This window comes from Campylobacter sp. CNRCH_2014_0184h (assembly GCF_025772985.1).
In the GTDB taxonomy this organism is placed as follows: domain Bacteria; phylum Campylobacterota; class Campylobacteria; order Campylobacterales; family Campylobacteraceae; genus Campylobacter_D.
In genome coordinates, this window is sequence record NZ_JAKMTB010000003.1 from 99,668 (window position 1) to 115,174 (window position 15,507).

Below are 15,507 nucleotides of genomic sequence, written 5' to 3' on the forward strand. Positions count from 1 at the left end.
TTTTACTTGCCACTTTAAAAGTGGCAAACTAAAGATTATAAAAGGAAAAATATGTTTAGCAACGAAGAAGAAAAAAGAATTCAAGAACTTTGTACTATGGCTTTTGATTATGCAAGAAAAAATGATTTGCAAAATTTAAAGATTATGATAGAAGCAGGTTTGAGTGTGAATTTAAAAAATCATAAAGGCGATAGTCTTTTAATGCTTGCAAGTTATCATAATGCTTATGAATGTGCTAAGTTTTTACTAGAAAATAATGCTAGGGTAGATGAGAAAAATGACAGAGGACAAACTCCATTAGCAGGGGTGTGTTTTAAAGGATATTTGCCTATGTGTAAGCTTTTGGTAGAATATGGGGCAAATATTGATGAAAACAACGGTCTTGGTATGACACCTTTTACTTTTGCACTAATGTTTGGACATAGAGATATAGTAGAGTTTTTAACAAAGCATTCTAAAAAAAGTTTTCTTAAAAAAATAGCTTTTGCTGTATTAAAAATTTTTAAAAGAAAGAAAAGTTAAACTCTTTGAAAAAATAAAAATTATAAAATTATCCTTTTATTTGTAAATAGAAGGATAAATATGTCACAAAAAGCAGAGAAATTATGGGGTGGACGTTTTGATTTGCCTACAAATAAATTAGTTGAAGAATACACTGCTTCATTATTAGTTGAGCCAAGACTTGCTCCTTTTGATATACAAGGAAGTATAATTCATTGCACTATGCTTGCAAAACAAGGCATTATAAAAGAAGATGAAGCAAAAACTATCATCAAGGGTTTAGAACAAGTTAGAGAAGAAATTCAAAATGGAACCTTTGTTTTTGATATAGCTGATGAGGATATTCATATGGCTGTAGAAAAAAGAATGACGCAAATTGTAGGCCCAGTAGGTGGAAAGCTTCACACTGCAAGAAGTAGAAATGATCAAACTACGCTTGATTCAAAAATGCATATGAGAGCCATTATAAAAGAAATTTTAAATCAAATTATTGCTTTGCAAGAAGAGATTATAAATCAAGCTCAAAAAAATATCAAAGCTATTATGCCAGGTTATACACATTTACAAACTGGTCAACCGGTGCTTTTTTCACATTGGATTATGGCATATTTTTGGATGTTAAGTAGGGATTATTCTCGTTTTGAAGATTTATATAAAAGAATGGATGAGTGTCCTTTAGGAGCAGCTGCGCTTGGTGGAACCACATTTAATATAGACAGACATTTTTGTGCCAAAGAACTAGGTTTTGCAAAACCAACAGAAAATAGCATTGATAGCGTTAGTGATAGAGATCATATGGTTGAATTTACTTCTGTGGCTGCAATGTGCTTTATGCACCTTAGTCGTTTTTGTGAAGAGCTTATACTTTTTTCAAGTCAAGATTTTAAATTTATAGAATTAAGTGATGATTTTTGTACCGGCTCAAGCATAATGCCTCAAAAGAAAAATCCTGATGTGGCTGAAAAAATGCGTGGTAAGACAGGTAGAATGTATGGCAATGTTATGGCAATGCTAACTATTATGAAAGGTATTCCACTAGCTTATAATACTGACATGAGTGAAGATAAGGCTCAAGTTTATGATTCTATGGATACTCTAATGGCAAGTTTGAAAATTATAACTCCTATGATAGAAAAAATGCAAGTAAATGCTAATAATACAAGAGCAGCAGCTGCAAAAGGCTTTTCAAATGCTACGGATATGGCTGATTATTTAGTAAGAAAAAATATACCATTTAGAGAAGCTCATAGTATAGTTGGCGGGGCTGTGAATTATTGTATTAAACATAACAAAATGCTTGAAGAACTTAGCATGGAGGAATTTCATCAATTTAATGAAAATATCCAAGAAGATATTTATGAGGCAATTGCTTTAGAAACTTGTATAGACGCAAGAGTATCTTATGGTGGTACAGGAACTAAAGTGGTATTAGAGCAAATTAAACATGCAAAAGAGCTTTTGGAGCAATATAAGGCACAAGATTAATGGATGTTATTTTTATATTAGAATTTTTCATCATTTTTTCTATGATAGCCATAGGTGGTAGATATGGCGGTATAGGACTTGGGGTTGCAGGTGGGCTTGGTATGTGTATTTTGGTTTTGGTCTTTGGTATGCAACCAGCTTCACTTCCTGTGAGTGTTGTGTTTATTATACTTGCTGTGATTACTTGTGTGAGTGTTTTACAAAGCGCAGGTGGGCTTGATTTACTAGTAAAAATAGCAGAGAAAATTCTAAAGAAAAAACCTCAAGCTATTGTTTTTATGGGACCTTTGATTAGCTCTGCTTTTACGATTTTTTGCGGTACTACTTATGTGGCTTTTTCTATTTATCCAGTGATTGCTGAAGTGGCAGCTGATGCTAAAATTCGCCCCGAAAGAGCGCTTTCGGTTTCAGTTGTAGCAGCAGGTATTGGTGTTATAGCTTCACCTATGAGTGCAGCTACTGCTGCTATGGTGGCTGTTTTAGCTTTTAGTGGTACAACAATAGTGCAAATTTTAATGGTAAGTTTGCCAGCCTTTTTTATAGGTGTGTTTCTTGCTTGTTTGAGTGTTTTAAAAAGAGGAAAAGAGCTTGAGCAAGATGAGGAATTTCAAAAAAGAGTAAGAGCAGGAGAATATCATTTTTTAAGTGAAGATTTGCAAAATAAAGATAGCGAACATGATCCTATGGCTAGAAGGTCTTTGTATATTTTTGCTTTAGGGATTTTAACTATTATTTTCTTTGGAACTTTTACGAATTTATTGCCTCATTATGAGCTTGCAAATGGTAAAATAGAAAGACTTTCTACTCCAAATTTAATCCAAATGATCATGCTTGCAACGGCTTGTTTGATTATGCTTTTTGCTAAAGTTCCTGCTAATAAGCTTGGTGAAGCTTCGGTATTTAGATCAGGACTTATAGGAGTTGTAGGGGTTTTTGGTATAGCTTGGATGACAGGAACATTTTTTGAAACTTATAAGCCTTTATTTAGTGATTCTTTATCGCATATTGTAGAGGATTATCCGTATTTATTTGGGGTGGCTTTATTTGCCTTTTCTATGGTGATTTTTTCTCCTTCAGCAACAGTGGCTGCTTTGATGCCTTTGGGTGTGAGTTTGGGAATTCCTCCTCAAATTCTTATTGTGCTTTATCCTTGTGTGAGTGGAGATTTTATAGTGCCAGGAGCTAATCAAATAGCATGTGTGGCTTTTGATAGAACAGGCACAACAAAAATAGGTAAATTCGTGATCAATCACTCTTATTTAAGACCAGGTTTTGTTTTGATTATTAGTGCGACTATTGCAGGTTATTTTATCTCTAAGCTTGTATTTTAGCTTAGAGATTGTTTTTAAGTTTTTGTAAATACCTATAGACACTAGGTTCTGATATATTAAGCGACTTAGCAACTATAGGTATGCTTCCTTTGATGTTAAAAATTCCTTTTGAATGAAGCTTTTTAATAATCTCATCTTTTTGCTCAGTGCTTAAGCTATATCCTGAATTTAAATATTTTAAGTCTATGTTTTCAGCTAAAATATCTTCTATAGAATGGCTAAGTGTTTCTATATTACTCACATTGTGTAAATTTACATTGTTTTGATTATGAATATCTAACAAATCACTAAAATCATTGATTTTTTCAAGTTCTATGATTTTGCTAATAGCATTTCTAAGCTCTGTGGTATCGTGATTTATACATAAAATTCCCACGATTTTATTTTGATTTTTAATGAAAAAAGTTGATCCAGTAACGATCTTAGACTTTCCAACCTTTGCTTTATAATCACATAAAAAATCTTTGTTTAAATACTCTTTTTCTTGTACAAGCTCACTTGCAAAAGAAGTTAATGGAGAATTAATGGTTCTTCCACTAATGTGGTTATTTGCAATGGCTGCAATATATGAACCCTCAGGTGCAATCACATGAAAAACTATTTCATATTGATCCCCAAGCACCTGTCCTAAAAACTGAGTAAGTTTGATAAATAATTCTTTTTGTTGCTCATCCATGATCTAGACCTTTTTGTTGTTTTTTGTTATTTTACATAATATTTTCATCAAAGTTGTTAATAATTATAACAATAAAAAAAATTATTATTATGATAAAAAAATATTGACAATTTATTATTATGATGATAATATTATATTATGATTTCATTTAAACACAAGGAGTATACATGGCAAATTATCCAAAGGCTATAGGACCATATTCAGCTTATAGAGAAGCTAATGGTTTGTTATTTATTTCAGGACAACTTCCTATTAATCCAGAAAGTGGAAATATAGAAAGTGAAGATGTAAAAGAACAAACAAGACAATCATTGTTAAATATTAAGGCTATATTAGAAGAAAATAATCTTTATTTTAATAATGTAGTTAAAACAACTTGCTTTTTAGCAAATATTGATGATTTTGTGGCTTTCAATGAGGTTTATTCTGAATTTTTCGCAGCTCCATATCCTGCAAGAAGTGCTTTTGCGGTAAAAGATCTTCCTAAGGGTGCTAAAGTGGAGATAGAGGTTATTGCTCATAAAGGATAGAGCATGTTGGGTTTATTTTTTGCAGGATGTTCTGTATTTTTACTTGTATTTATGCTCTATAAAAAAATCAACGCTCATATGGCGTTGCTTTTAAGTGGTTTATTCTTGCTAGCTTTAGCAGGAATTTTTGGACTTTCTCCTATTATTAGTGAAAAGCAATCTTTACATTTAGGTCTTTTTGATATTTTCCAAGTAGTAAATACCAAAATGTCAAGTACTTTAGCAGGTCTTGGACTTACTTTGATGTGTATAGCAGGATTTTCTGCTTATATGGATCATGTGGGTGCAAGTTATGCTTTATTTAAAGTATTTGAAAGACCTTTAAAGGCAGTAAAATCACCTTATATTTTATTGCTAGTTTCATATTTTGTAATCCAGTTTTTAGTGCTTTTTATACCTTCACATGCAGGTTTAGCACTTTTGCTTATGGTTACAATGTATCCTATTTTAGTGCGCTCAGGTGTTTCTAAACTTTCTGCACTTTCAATTATTGCTATTTGTCAATACATTGACCATGGCCCAGGTAGTGGTAATGTTATTTTGGCCGCAAAAACAGCTGAAATTGATCCTGCGGTATATTTTGTGCATTATCAGCTTCCTACAACTGTGCCTATTATCATAGCAGTAGGTATTGCGATTTATTTTTGCTCAAAATATTTTGATAAAAAAGAAAATTTCACATTTAACCGCGATGATGTTGAAAAAGAATTAGCAGAACATGATGGCAAAAGTGAAGAGCTTAAAAAGCCACCTAGAATTTATGCGATTTTACCTATTATACCTTTAGTGTTAATTTTGGGCTTTAGTAGTGTATTAGATAGCATTATGGTGCTAATGGGGCTTACCACTATGGAAGAGGTTAAAGCAGCTTCATCTACTGCTATTAGAATGAATGTACCAGTTGCTATGATGATTTCAACCTTTATAGCGATTATTTTTGAAATCATTCGTTATAGAAGTTTGATTGATACTTTAAATTCTATCATGGTATTTTTCAAAGGTATGGGACATTTGTTTGTAATCACAGTTTCTTTGATCGTTTGTGGACAAGTTTTTGCAAGCGGACTTTTATCAGTTGGCTTTGTGGATACTTTAATAGGTTTTGCAAAAGATGCAGGTTTTGGAGTGCTTGCTATTATTATAGCAGTTTCTATTTTGCTTGCTGTATGTGCATTTTTAATGGGTTCAGGAAATGCAGCATTTTTCTCTTTTGCGCCACTTATCCCAAATATAGCAAAATCTTTTGGCGTTGATACCATAGCTATGATAGCACCTATTCAAATCATGACAGGTTTTGGTAGATGTGTTTCACCTATTGCACCTGCTATTTTGGCGATTTCAGCTATGGCTAAAGTAAATCCATTACAAGTTGTAAAAAGAACGGCTATTCCTATGCTTGTAGCTGCTATTGTTAATGTGATTATGACTTATATTTATCTATAAAAAGGAGTACAAAATGAACAACAAAACTAAATTAATCCATCTAGGAAGAGGCGATCAAAATGCTGAAGTAAGATCAGTTAATCCAACCCTAATGCGTGCATCAACTATACTTTTTAAAGATCATGCAACTTGGCAAAAATACCGCGAGCTAAGAAAAACAGATCGTGTTTTAAGTTATGGCGCTAGAGGAACAGCTACAAATTTTGAACTTGAAAAACTAATTTGTGCACTTGAAGGAGGCCATAGAGCGCAACTTTTCCCAACAGGACTTGCAGCGCTAGCTATGGTGCTTTTAAATTATGCTAGCAAAGATGCTCATTTTTTAATCACTGATGCTATTTATGGACCTGTTAGAACAATTTGTGATTTATTTTTAACTAAAATGGGTGTAGAAATTGACTTTTTAAAAGCTGATGCTTCTGATGTAGAAGAAAAAATCAAACCAAACACAAAATTAATCCTTTGTGAAAGCCCAGGTTCTATACTTTATGAAATCATAGACTTGCCAAAACTTTGTGAAATTGCACACAAACATAACATACCAGTAGCGATTGATAATACTTATTCAAGCGGGTATTTTTTAAATCCGCTTGAGCTTGGCGTGGATATTTCAGTGATTGCCGCAACTAAGTACTTAAGTGGGCATTCAGATGTTACTATGGGTATAGTGGTAATTAATGAAAAAGAATGGAAAAATTTTGACAAATTGCCAGAAGCTTTAGGATTTACTACAAGTCCTGATGATGCTTATTTAGTGCTTCGTGGTATGAGAACTTTAGATGTAAGAATGAAAGCTCATGAAAAAAGTGCAGATGAGGTAGTAGAGTTTTTACAAAGTAGAAAAGAAGTTAAAACAATTTTTTATCCAAAATTAAAAACCCATCCAAACCATGAAGTTTTTATGCGCGATCATAAAGGTGCTAATGGTATGGTAACGATTGAATTTGCAGATGGTATTTCAAAAGAACAAGCCATTGAGTTTGTAGATAATTTAGAGTATTTTTCAATCGGTGCAAGCTGGGGTGGATATGAGAGTTTAGCTACTGTTACTACTCCACCAAGAACGGCAACAGATTGGAGTGCTAGAGGGCCTTTTGTGAGATTTCATATAGGTCTTGAAGATAGTAAGGATTTGATTGCTGATTTAAAACAAGCATTTGAAAAAATAAATTTTAAAGGATAAAACATGGGTGTGAGTGTATTTGATATGAGGTTGCTTCAAGATTCTTGGAGTACCCCTGCAATGAGAGCTATTTTTAGTGAAGAAAATAGAATTCAAAAATGGCTTGATGTAGAAGCTGCTTTGGCAAAAGCCCAAGCAAAACTTGGCATTATCCCTAATGAAGCAGCTATAGAAATAGCTAAAAAAGCGCATTATAAATTTATGGATATGGATTTTATTTTTGCTGAGTTTAAAAAGACTAAACACCCTTTAGTGCCTACTGTGCGTGGTTTGGAAAAAGCTTGTGAAAATGGTCTTGGTGAATATGTACATTTTGGTGTAACAACACAAGATATCATTGATACAGGTATAGTTTTACAATTTAAAGAAGCTATGGCTTTAATCAAGCAAGATTTAAAAGATATAGCTAAAAATTTAGCAAAAATCGCAAAAGAGCATAAAAACACTGCGATGATGGGAAGAACCTTAGCTTTGCAAGCTTTACCTATAACTTTTGGACACAAAGTTGCAATTTGGCTTAGTGAGCTTAATCGCCACTATGAAAGAATTATTGAGCTTGAAAAAAGATTATATGTGGGATTAATCGTAGGTGCAGTGGGAACTAAAGCAAGTTTAAGTGACAAAGCTAATGAAGTAGAAAAACTTACTTTAGAAAGCTTAGGTTTAGAAGTTCCTGATATCTCATGGCAGCCAGCAAGAGATCGTTTTATTGAGCTTGGTTATGTTTTAGGTAATATCAATGCAACCTTTAACAAAATCGCACATCAGCTTTTAATCTTAGCTCATAATGAAATTGATGAAATTGCTGAGCCTTTTGGAAAAGGTCAAGTAGGAAGTTCTACTATGCCTCATAAAAGAAATCCTGCAGTAAGTGAAAACGCAGTGACTGTAAGTAATGCCCTAAGAGCTAATATTGCAATTTTAAGCGATATAGAAAGACATGAGCATGAAAGAGATGGTCAAGTTTGGAAAATGGAATGGAAGCTTTTGCCAGAAGCGTTTTTAATGCTTTCAGTGGTATTAGCAAATATGAAATTTGTCTTTGATGATTTAGAAGTTAAAAAAGACAAAATGCTAAAAAATCTTGATACGCTTAATGGCTTTGTATTAGCAGAACGTGTGATGTTTGCTTTGAGTGATCATTATGGTAAGCAACATGCGCATGAAATTGTTTATGAAGATGCTATGAGAGGCATAGAAAATCATAAAACTTTCAAAGAAGTTTTACTCGAAGATGAGCGTGTGAGCAAGGTTTTAAGTGAAAAAGATATTGATGTTTTAATGGATGCTACAACTTATGTAGGTTATGCACCAAAATTAGTTGATGAGTTCTTAGAAAAAATCGCTAATGCGCCAATTCTAAAGTAGGAAAAAATGTATTTAAGTGAAAAACTAGCCGAATTTATCGTAAATTTAGACTATGAAGCTATTCCTAGTGAAGTAAAGCAAAGAGCAAAAGATCTTATGCTTGATGCACTAGGAACAGCTCTAGCTGCTAAAAATGAAGCTTGTGTTTTAAATGCAACTAAGGCTTTTGAAACTTTAAGCGTAAATCCTAGTAAAAAAATTTGGAGTGGGGATAAAAAGCTTGATGTAATTTATGCTGCGATGGTAAATGCTATTGCAGCACATGCCCTTGATTTTGATGATACTCATACTGAAGCTATTTTGCACGCTAGCGCTATTTTAACTCCACTTTGTTTAACTTATGGATTTAGCGTAAGTAAAGATGGGAAAAAAGTTTTAAAAGCCTTTATTGTTGGTTGGGAAATTGCTGCTAGAGTGGGTATAGCAAGCAAAGGAAGTTTCCATAAACGCGGCTTTCATACTACAGCTATAGCAGGAATTTTTGGTAGTGTAGCTGCAAGTTGTGTTTTACTTGATTTAAACAAAGAACAAATCATCAATGCACTAGGTTTAGCAGGAAGTTTTGCAAGTGGGGTAAATGAGTTTTTATCTAATGGTTCTAATTCTAAAGTTTTACACATAGCTAATGCTTTGAAAAATGGAATTTTAGTAGCAAATTTTGCAAAAGCTAATATGAGTGGTCCTTTGAGTATATTTGAAGGAAGGGATAATATCTTTAGAACTTTTGGCTTAGAAGATGAGTGTGATAAAAATGAACTTTGTAAGGGCTTGAATGAAATTTGGCAAGTAATGCAAGTTTCGTTAAAACCTTATCCAAGCTGTCATTTTGCACATGGGCTTATTGATTGTGCTATGAGTTTAAGAAATGATGGCTTAAAAGCACAAGATATCAAAAGTTTGCATTGTTTTGTAGATGAGGTGCCAATTTCATTTATCTGTGATCCAATAGAAGCAAAATACACTCCACAAAGTGCTTATGCTGCTAAATTTTCCATGCCTTTTTTAATGGCTTTGGCATTTTTTGATGGTAAGATCACTTTAAAATCTTATGAAAATTTAAATAGAGCTGAACTAATAGAATTTGCTAAAAAAATTAGCTATGAAAAGAAAAAATCTAGTGGTTTCCCTAAATACTTTCCAGGACATTTAGAAGCTGTTTTAAATGATGGAAGAGTAATTAAAAAAGATGTACTGATTAATAAAGGAAATTTTGATAATCCTTTAAGTTTTGATGAATTAAAAGATAAATTTCTTTCTAATGCTAGTATAGCACTTTCTTTAGAAAAGGCTGAGGAATTAGTCAAAAAGCTTCAAAATTTAGAAAATCTAAATGATTTTGATTTCTAGCAATCTCATTTTTTGAGATTGCTTATTATTTTAAAAAATAAATTAATTTAATTTTTTATATAATGTTTTATCTTAGTTTTTGTAAGGAAAAACATGACTTTAGATACATTAAAAGATAATGAAGAAGCTATTATAGTAGGCTTTGAAGCAGACAAACAACTCCAAGCAAGACTTTTTAGTTTTGGTTTTGCAAAAAACAAAAAAGTTAAAAAAATTCGCTCTTCTATAGCAAATTCTACTATCATGGTAGAACTTGATACAACTTGCGTGATTTTACGCTCAAGTGAAGCAAAAATAATACAAATTTCAAAAGAGTTTTAATGAAAGAAATCATTGTTGCTTTAGTAGGTCAGCCAAATGTTGGTAAAAGTTTATTAATTAATGCACTTTGCAAAGCTAATATGAAAGTTGGCAATTTTAGCGGTGTTACGGTTGAAAAAGCTGAGGCTAGATTAGTTTATAAAAATTATGAGTTTAAATTTATAGATTTACCAGGAACTTATGCATTAGATGGTTATAGCGAAGAAGAAAAAATTACAAAAGATTTTTTAAAAAAAGGTGAATTTGATCTTGTAGTAAATGTGCTTGATTCTACAAATTTAGAGCGTAATTTGATTTTGAGCGCATCTTTAATAGAAGCTAAAATCAAAATGATTATGGCTTTAAATATGCAAGATGAAGCTAAAAATGAGGGTTTTAGTATAGATTTTAAAATTTTATCCCAACTTCTAAATACACCTTGTCTTGGCGTGTGCGCTAAAACTAAAGAAAATTTAAATGCACTTTTGGATTTAATCATTTCAACCCATGAAGCTAAATTTGAAGCTAAAGAGCGTGTTTATAGCGATATCATAGAAGAAGAACTTGCAAAAATAAGTGAAGTTTTAAATCAAAATGAAATTACATATTTAGATTTTTCTACAAAAGATTTAGCACTTGCTTTACTTAAAAATGAAGCTAATATAGTCATTTCACACGCTTTGAGAAAAATACTTGATGAGGCTTTAGAAAAAATTTATATGGCATATAATAGCAAAGATATGGAAAGTATTTTTAAAGAAGAGCTAATTGCTTTTGCAAATGGTATATGTGCTAAGGTTTTAAGTAAGGGCGTTAAGTATAAAAATCATACCAAAGAAATAGATTCTATTTTAATTAATAAATTTTTAGGAATTCCTATATTTTTGTTTTTTATGTGGGCTTTATTTCAACTAACCTTTACTTTAGGGCAAATTCCTATGGATTATATAGAAATGTTTTTTGCTAATTTAGGTGATATGGTAAAAAATAATATTAGCAATGAATTTATCGCTTCAGCCTTAGCTGATGGTGTTTTAGGTGGGGTTGGTGCGGTTATAACTTTTTTACCAAATATTATGATTTTGTTTTTTGGTATAGCCTTGCTTGAAACAACTGGATATATGGCTAGGGTTGCATTTTTGCTAGATGGAATTTTATATAAATTTGGCTTACATGGTAAAAGTTTTATTCCTTTAATCACGGGTTTTGGTTGCTCAGTACCTGCATTTATGGCTACAAGAACTTTAAAAAATAAAAAAGATAGACTATTAACTCTTTTTATTATTAATTTTATGAGTTGTGGTGCAAGGCTTCCTGTGTATGTGCTTTTTGTTGGAGTGTTTTTTCCTGCTGATGTGGCGGGAAATTATCTTTTTGGGATTTATCTTCTAGGTGCGTTTTTGGGTTTGATTGCAGCTAAAATTTTAAGAATGAGTGCTTTTAGGGGACAAGATGAACCTTTTGTAATGGAAATGCCAAAATATAGAATGCCAAATTGGAATTTGGTATGGTTTATGGTGTTAAATAAAGCCAAAATGTATTTAAAAAAAGCAGGAACATTTATTTTGATAGCTTCTTTGCTTATTTGGTTTGCGAGTAATTTTCCTGCACAAGAAAATAATACTCAAAATGCTTTAACTCAAGAACTTCAGATAGAAAATAGTTATCTTGGACAATTTGGTAAAGCAATAGAACCTATTTTTGCACCACTTGGCTTTGATTGGAAACTTAGTGTATCTTTGGTAAGTGGTTTAGCTGCTAAAGAAGTGATGATTTCTACTATGGGTGTGCTTTATTCTTTAGGTGATGAAGTTGATGAGACAAGTTTAAATTTACAAGAAGCCATAAAAGAAAACATCCCTTTTAATACAGCAGTAGCTTTTATACTTTTTGTTATGATTTATAATCCTTGCTTTGCAGCAACCATAGTTTTTGCTAAAGAAGCAGGAAATAAAAAATATGCATGGTATCTTTTTATATTTACATCTTTATGTGCGTATTTGGTTGCTTTTGTAGGGATTAATATTGCTAAATTGATAATTTAATCATCTTTATGATGATTAAATTTCCATTTTTTGCTCTAAAGAATGTTGCCAAAAGGCTGTTTCAAGTCTTACAGTAGTATAAAAAATTTCGTTTAATTTTTTAAATTTTTCTTCGCTAATGCTATTTGCATAAGAATTAAAAAAATCTTTAAATTCTTTAATTTCATCTTGAAATTCTTTTCCCGCATAGGTTAAAATCCACTCTTTGTAAGGATGATTTTCTAAGTTTTGTTTATCAAGTCCTTTATAAATTTCTTCTCCTATATATGCATAGCCTATAGCACAAGCACTCAAAGCACATAGCATATCTAAATAATCTCCATTTTGTCCCACACTTAGTAAGTACCTTGTATAAGCAATATTGGTTAAACTTTCATCTTTATAGTCTAGTTTTTCTACATCAATACCTAGCTTTAAAATACTTCTATGAAGTTCCAATTCTCCTTCTAAAGTGTAGTTTTGATTTTTAATGGCAAATTGAATTTCTTTAGCATTATTTGCATTTAAAGCAAGCAGGGCATAGCATTTTGCGTAATTGTTTAAAAAGATATAATCTTGTTTAAGATAAAATAAAAATACATCTTTTTCTAAAGTGCCATTTTGAAGTTTTTTTACAAATTCATGATGGATGTATTGATCCCAAGTTTTTTTATTTTCTTTTATAAGTCTATCTAAAAGCATTAATTTCCTTTGTTAAAAATTAAGCTTTTATTTAAACACAGATAATTAAATTTTTCGTAATAATCTTTAATTTTTAACTTTTTAAACAAGAAATTTATTTTTTTATTGTAAAATGTGGTTTAATTTTTTAAACTAGGAGATAAAAATGGCAATTTTTGATGATGTAAAAAAAGTAGTTGTTGAGCAACTTAGTGTTGATGAAGATGCAGTTAAAATGGAATCTAAAATCATTGAAGATTTAGGTGCTGACTCTTTGGATGTTGTTGAATTAGTTATGGCTTTAGAAGAAAAATTTGATGTAGAAATTCCAGACAGTGATGCTGAAAAACTAGTAAAAATCGAAGATGTTGTTAATTATATAGAAAATCTTCAAAAATAATTTTAATTTTTAAAATAAGGAGTGCGGTTTGAAACGCGTTGTAGTAACAGGTATAGGAATGATCAATGCCCTTGGCTTAGACAAAGATAGCTCATTTAAAGCGATTTGTGATGGTAAAAGTGGCGTTGATAAAATCACTCTTTTTGATACCACTGATTTTCCAGTGCAAATTGCTGCTGAAGTAAAAAATTTTGATCCTTTAAGTGTTTGTGATGCTAAAGAGGTTAAAAAAATAGATCGTTTTATACAACTTGGTATTAAAGCAGCAAGAGAAGCTATGGAAGATGCTAAATTTGATGAAACTTTAAACAAAGAAGAATTTGGTGTAGTTTCAGCAGCTGGTATAGGTGGTTTACCAAATATAGAAAAAAATTCTGTTACTTGTGCACAACGTGGACCACGCAAAATAACTCCTTTTTTCATACCATCAGCTTTGGTTAATATGCTTGGTGGGATTATTTCAATCGAGCATGGATTGCAAGGACCAAATATCTCATGCGTAACTGCTTGTGCAGCAGGAACCCATGCTATAGGCGAAGCTTATAAAAGCATAGCTTTAGGCAATGCAGATAAAATGCTTGTAGTAGGCGCTGAAGCAGCTATTTGTGCTGTGGGTATAGGTGGCTTTGCTGCTATGAAAGCTCTTTCTACTAGAAATGATGATCCAGCTAAGGCTTCAAGACCATTTGACAAAGAAAGAGATGGTTTTGTAATGGGTGAGGGTGCTGGTGCTTTAGTGTTTGAAGAGTATGAGGCTGCTAAAAAGCGTGGAGCTAAAATTTATGCTGAGTTAGTAGGTTTTGGCGAAAGTGCGGACGCACATCATATCACTTCGCCTACTTTAGAAGGGCCATTGCGTGCTATGAAAAAAGCTTTAAAAATGGCAGGAAATCCAAAAGTAGATTATATTAATGCGCACGGAACTTCTACTCCGGTAAATGATAAAAATGAAACAGCAGCTATTAAAGAACTTTTTAAAGATCAAATTCCTTTAGTTAGTTCTACAAAAGGTCAAACAGGACATTGCTTAGGTGCTGCTGGTGCTATTGAAGCTGTTATTTCTTTAATGGCACTTGATCAAGGTATATTACCGCCAACTATCAATCAAATCGTAGCAGATGAAAACTGTGATCTTGACTATATACCAAATACTGCAAGAAAAAGCGAAGTTAATGTTGTAATGAGCAATTCTTTTGGTTTTGGTGGAACAAATGGTTGTGTGATTTTCAAAAAAGTAGATTAATATGGCTTCTTATTTAGATTTTGAAAAAAATATTCAGCAAATTGATGAGGATTTAGCAAATGCTAAAATCAAAGGCGATGATGAAGCAGTAAAAATTTTAGAAAAAAATCTTGAAAAAGAAACTCAAAAAGTTTATAAAAATTTAAGCGATTACCAACGCTTACAGCTTGCAAGACATCCTGATCGTCCTTATGCACTTGATTATATTCAAGCTATATTAAGTGATGCTTATGAAATTCATGGCGATCGTGCTTTTAGAGATGATCCTGCTATTGTGTGTTATGCGGGCTATATAGGTGGTAAAAAAGTTATTGTTATAGGTGAGCAAAAAGGTAGAGGTACTAAAGACAAGCTTCATAGAAATTTTGGTATGCCTCATCCTGAAGGTTATAGAAAAGCTCTAAGAGTGGCAAAAATGGCTGAAAAATTTGACATACCGGTGTTATTTTTGGTAGATACCCCGGGTGCTTACCCAGGAGTGGGTGCTGAAGAGCGTGGTCAAAGTGAAGCTATAGCTAGAAATTTATATGAGTTAAGCGCTCTTAAAACAATCACTATAGCAGTGGTTATAGGCGAAGGTGGAAGTGGTGGTGCTTTGGCTATAGGAGTAGCTGATAAACTTGCTATGATGAAAAATTCAGTTTTTTCTGTGATTTCACCTGAGGGTTGTGCTGCTATTTTATGGAATGATCCATCAAAAAGTGAAGCTGCTACTAAGGCGATGAAAGTAACTGCTGATGATTTAAAAACTCAAGGTTTGATTGATGATGTTATCGAAGAGCCAATGAGTGGAGCTCATAGAGATAAAGAAAATGCGATTAAAAATTTAAGTGATTATGTCTTAAAAGCTATAGAAGAATTAGAACAATACGATAAACGCGAATTAGCTGCATTAAGAATGCAAAAAATCTTTAAATTTGGAGCTTTTGCTGAATGATTTGCATTTTTATGCAAATTTCAACTTTTTTTAAAAAAACTATTGTATAATTACAACT

General features: G+C 32.2%; 15 protein-coding genes. 13 read left to right on the forward strand and 2 right to left on the reverse strand.

Annotated elements, in window-relative coordinates; all coding sequences use genetic code 11:
* The first annotated feature begins 51 nt into the window (after positions 1–51).
* Genes L8X36_RS04005 through L8X36_RS04015 form a run of 3 tightly spaced genes read left to right on the forward strand, consistent with a single transcriptional unit; the run spans position 52 to position 3,317 of the window.
* Positions 52–522, forward strand: a complete 471-nt coding sequence (locus tag L8X36_RS04005; protein ID WP_263658635.1) for an ankyrin repeat domain-containing protein — start codon at positions 52–54, stop codon at positions 520–522.
* Positions 523–582: 60 nt separating this feature from the next.
* Positions 583–1,986 carry an argininosuccinate lyase gene (gene argH, locus L8X36_RS04010; protein ID WP_263682641.1) on the forward strand — a complete coding sequence of 468 codons (1,404 nt, stop codon included), beginning with the start codon at positions 583–585 and terminating at the stop codon, positions 1,984–1,986.
* A complete protein-coding gene (locus L8X36_RS04015) occupies positions 1,986–3,317 on the forward strand; it encodes an anaerobic C4-dicarboxylate transporter family protein (RefSeq protein ID WP_263682642.1) in 1,332 nt (443 codons plus the stop codon). The genes argH and L8X36_RS04015 overlap by 1 nt, the downstream gene beginning before the upstream one ends.
* Position 3,318: 1 nt before the next feature.
* On the opposite strand, the gene L8X36_RS04020 is transcribed toward L8X36_RS04015, so the two are convergent.
* Positions 3,319–3,993: a YheO-like PAS sensor domain-containing protein gene (locus L8X36_RS04020; RefSeq protein ID WP_039617503.1), complete on the reverse strand. Its 675-nt coding sequence runs from the start codon at positions 3,991–3,993 to the stop codon at positions 3,319–3,321.
* Between the two features lie 167 nt (positions 3,994–4,160).
* Between L8X36_RS04020 and L8X36_RS04025 the strand changes: the two genes are divergently transcribed.
* The 7 genes from L8X36_RS04025 (at position 4,161) to feoB (ending at position 12,209) form a co-directional block, all read left to right on the forward strand.
* Positions 4,161–4,523, forward strand: coding sequence for a Rid family detoxifying hydrolase (locus L8X36_RS04025; RefSeq protein ID WP_012661024.1), 363 nt, complete (start codon positions 4,161–4,163; stop codon positions 4,521–4,523).
* A gap of 3 nt (positions 4,524–4,526) precedes the next feature.
* Positions 4,527–5,966, forward strand: coding sequence for a C4-dicarboxylate transporter DcuC (gene dcuC, locus L8X36_RS04030; protein ID WP_263682644.1), 1,440 nt, complete (start codon positions 4,527–4,529; stop codon positions 5,964–5,966).
* Positions 5,967–5,979: 13 nt separating this feature from the next.
* The gene (gene metC / locus L8X36_RS04035; RefSeq protein WP_263682646.1) at positions 5,980–7,149 is read left to right on the forward strand and encodes a cystathionine beta-lyase; all 1,170 of its coding nucleotides are present in this window, start codon (positions 5,980–5,982) and stop codon (positions 7,147–7,149) included.
* Positions 7,150–7,152: 3 nt separating this feature from the next.
* Positions 7,153–8,517: an adenylosuccinate lyase gene (gene purB, locus L8X36_RS04040; protein ID WP_263682648.1), complete on the forward strand. Its 1,365-nt coding sequence runs from the start codon at positions 7,153–7,155 to the stop codon at positions 8,515–8,517.
* 6 nt (positions 8,518–8,523) lie between these two features.
* Entirely contained in the window at positions 8,524–9,864 is a 1,341-nt protein-coding gene (locus L8X36_RS04045; protein WP_263682650.1) for an MmgE/PrpD family protein, read from the forward strand.
* A 93-nt stretch (positions 9,865–9,957) separates the two neighbouring features.
* Positions 9,958–10,185: a FeoA family protein gene (locus L8X36_RS04050; protein ID WP_039625344.1), complete on the forward strand. Its 228-nt coding sequence runs from the start codon at positions 9,958–9,960 to the stop codon at positions 10,183–10,185.
* Entirely contained in the window at positions 10,185–12,209 is a 2,025-nt protein-coding gene (gene feoB, locus L8X36_RS04055; protein WP_263682652.1) for a ferrous iron transport protein B, read from the forward strand. The genes L8X36_RS04050 and feoB overlap by 1 nt, the downstream gene beginning before the upstream one ends.
* Positions 12,210–12,224: 15 nt before the next feature.
* Here feoB and tenA read toward each other — a convergent pair whose 3' ends face one another.
* The gene (tenA, locus tag L8X36_RS04060) at positions 12,225–12,890 is read right to left on the reverse strand and encodes a thiaminase II (RefSeq protein ID WP_263682653.1); all 666 of its coding nucleotides are present in this window, start codon (positions 12,888–12,890) and stop codon (positions 12,225–12,227) included.
* Positions 12,891–13,035: 145 nt separating this feature from the next.
* On the opposite strand from tenA, the gene acpP reads away from it, so the two are divergent.
* The 3 genes from acpP to L8X36_RS04075 are packed head-to-tail and all read left to right on the forward strand — an operon-like array spanning position 13,036 to position 15,449.
* Positions 13,036–13,269 carry an acyl carrier protein gene (gene acpP, locus L8X36_RS04065; protein ID WP_039617517.1) on the forward strand — a complete coding sequence of 78 codons (234 nt, stop codon included), beginning with the start codon at positions 13,036–13,038 and terminating at the stop codon, positions 13,267–13,269.
* A gap of 28 nt (positions 13,270–13,297) precedes the next feature.
* Positions 13,298–14,512: a beta-ketoacyl-ACP synthase II gene (locus L8X36_RS04070; protein WP_039627924.1), complete on the forward strand. Its 1,215-nt coding sequence runs from the start codon at positions 13,298–13,300 to the stop codon at positions 14,510–14,512.
* A gap of 1 nt (position 14,513) precedes the next feature.
* Positions 14,514–15,449 (forward strand): acetyl-CoA carboxylase carboxyltransferase subunit alpha, encoded by a 936-nt coding sequence (locus L8X36_RS04075; RefSeq protein WP_173787044.1) that lies wholly within the window; start codon positions 14,514–14,516, stop codon positions 15,447–15,449.
* Positions 15,450–15,507: the final 58 nt, after the last annotated feature.

Coding starts and splice junctions, on each gene's coding strand:
- L8X36_RS04015 (WP_263682642.1), top strand. CDS start 1,986: ATGGATGTTATTTTTATATTAGAATTTTTCATCATTTTTTCTATGATA.
- L8X36_RS04005 (WP_263658635.1), top strand. CDS start 52: ATGTTTAGCAACGAAGAAGAAAAAAGAATTCAAGAACTTTGTACTATG.
- L8X36_RS04075 (WP_173787044.1), top strand. CDS start 14,514: ATGGCTTCTTATTTAGATTTTGAAAAAAATATTCAGCAAATTGATGAG.
- acpP (WP_039617517.1), top strand. CDS start 13,036: ATGGCAATTTTTGATGATGTAAAAAAAGTAGTTGTTGAGCAACTTAGT.
- metC (WP_263682646.1), top strand. CDS start 5,980: ATGAACAACAAAACTAAATTAATCCATCTAGGAAGAGGCGATCAAAAT.
- L8X36_RS04050 (WP_039625344.1), top strand. CDS start 9,958: ATGACTTTAGATACATTAAAAGATAATGAAGAAGCTATTATAGTAGGC.
- tenA (WP_263682653.1), bottom strand. CDS start 12,890: ATGCTTTTAGATAGACTTATAAAAGAAAATAAAAAAACTTGGGATCAA.
- purB (WP_263682648.1), top strand. CDS start 7,153: ATGGGTGTGAGTGTATTTGATATGAGGTTGCTTCAAGATTCTTGGAGT.
- L8X36_RS04020 (WP_039617503.1), bottom strand. CDS start 3,993: ATGGATGAGCAACAAAAAGAATTATTTATCAAACTTACTCAGTTTTTA.
- argH (WP_263682641.1), top strand. CDS start 583: ATGTCACAAAAAGCAGAGAAATTATGGGGTGGACGTTTTGATTTGCCT.
- L8X36_RS04045 (WP_263682650.1), top strand. CDS start 8,524: ATGTATTTAAGTGAAAAACTAGCCGAATTTATCGTAAATTTAGACTAT.
- feoB (WP_263682652.1), top strand. CDS start 10,185: ATGAAAGAAATCATTGTTGCTTTAGTAGGTCAGCCAAATGTTGGTAAA.
- L8X36_RS04025 (WP_012661024.1), top strand. CDS start 4,161: ATGGCAAATTATCCAAAGGCTATAGGACCATATTCAGCTTATAGAGAA.
- dcuC (WP_263682644.1), top strand. CDS start 4,527: ATGTTGGGTTTATTTTTTGCAGGATGTTCTGTATTTTTACTTGTATTT.